The sequence below is a fragment of the Synechococcus sp. R5-12 genome, from assembly GCF_047502655.1.
Classification (GTDB): domain Bacteria; phylum Cyanobacteriota; class Cyanobacteriia; order Thermostichales; family Thermostichaceae; genus Thermostichus.
On the sequence record NZ_JANSIM010000240.1, the window covers coordinates 1 to 960 of the forward strand.

Here is a 960-nt window from a genome sequence, read left to right on the forward strand (position 1 = left end):
ATTTACGTGGAGTTTACTTCTGAGCAAGACCGCAAGCAGATTGATCATAGGTATAATCAGCACTTGGCTCCTGACTTTGTCATTATGGATGCACGTAGGGCAGGATAGTGCAAAACTAGCCCTCTTTGTAGCCTGGGCAGAAGCTACACTTTGTCAGCAGCACTGATTAGAAGGACGAGCTATGGAAAATTCCAACAAAGAAACTCTGCAACCGCGAGTTCTCCTGAGCTGGCCAATTTGGCCAGACTACATCGCACCGCCGCAGTTTTCAGATCGGCAAGTAACTGTCTGTCCCAAAGAAAAAGTGGGGGGCAGTGGAGTAGGCTATGTCAACCGTCGTGAAGGCTTGGTGGAGTGTCCGGAAGGAGATTATGACCTCTATGACTTTGTCCAGCAGTCTGAGCAGATTGTGGATAAAGAGTTTGACTTGGTGATTGTACGAGCTTCCAGCTGCGAATACAGCAACCCCTTCAACACGAAAAAATTTGGCTGTCCAACCGTCTTACTAGCCGGAACTACGCATTATAGCCACTTCCCCATCCAACATCTTTTGGCCTACTGGGCCGTTGAAGCCTTTGATTATGTTGTTACTGCTCACAACCGCCAGCACCTGCACTGGTTTGCCGCGGCGGGCGCGGAAAACCTGGCCTGGCTACCTCTCATCTCCATGCATACGGTTGTCCACAAGTGGGTAGAAGCAAGAGAAAGCCAAGTTGTCTTTATTGGCCAGCAGGGATCCGAGCATCCCAGACGTTCCCGTCTGGTCGAAGCCATAAAGAGGGCACACTTGCCCATTCTTGCCAAAACTGCCAACCGTCAAGAGGCAGCCCGCCTATTTGCCGAATCGCTGATTTCGTTTAACTGCAGCCTGAACGGGGATCTGAACTTAAGGAACCTGGAAGTGATTTCTGCGGGTGGCTTTCTGCTTACTGACCAGCTCTCCTTCGCCTCAGGATTGGA

Annotated in this window: 1 pseudogene; it reads left to right on the forward strand. The window is 50.6% G+C overall.

Annotated features, from left to right (window positions below):
* Positions 1-181: 181 nt before the first annotated feature.
* A pseudogene (locus tag NW843_RS12245) lies at positions 182-960 on the forward strand (glycosyl transferase family 1); the annotation flags it as partial.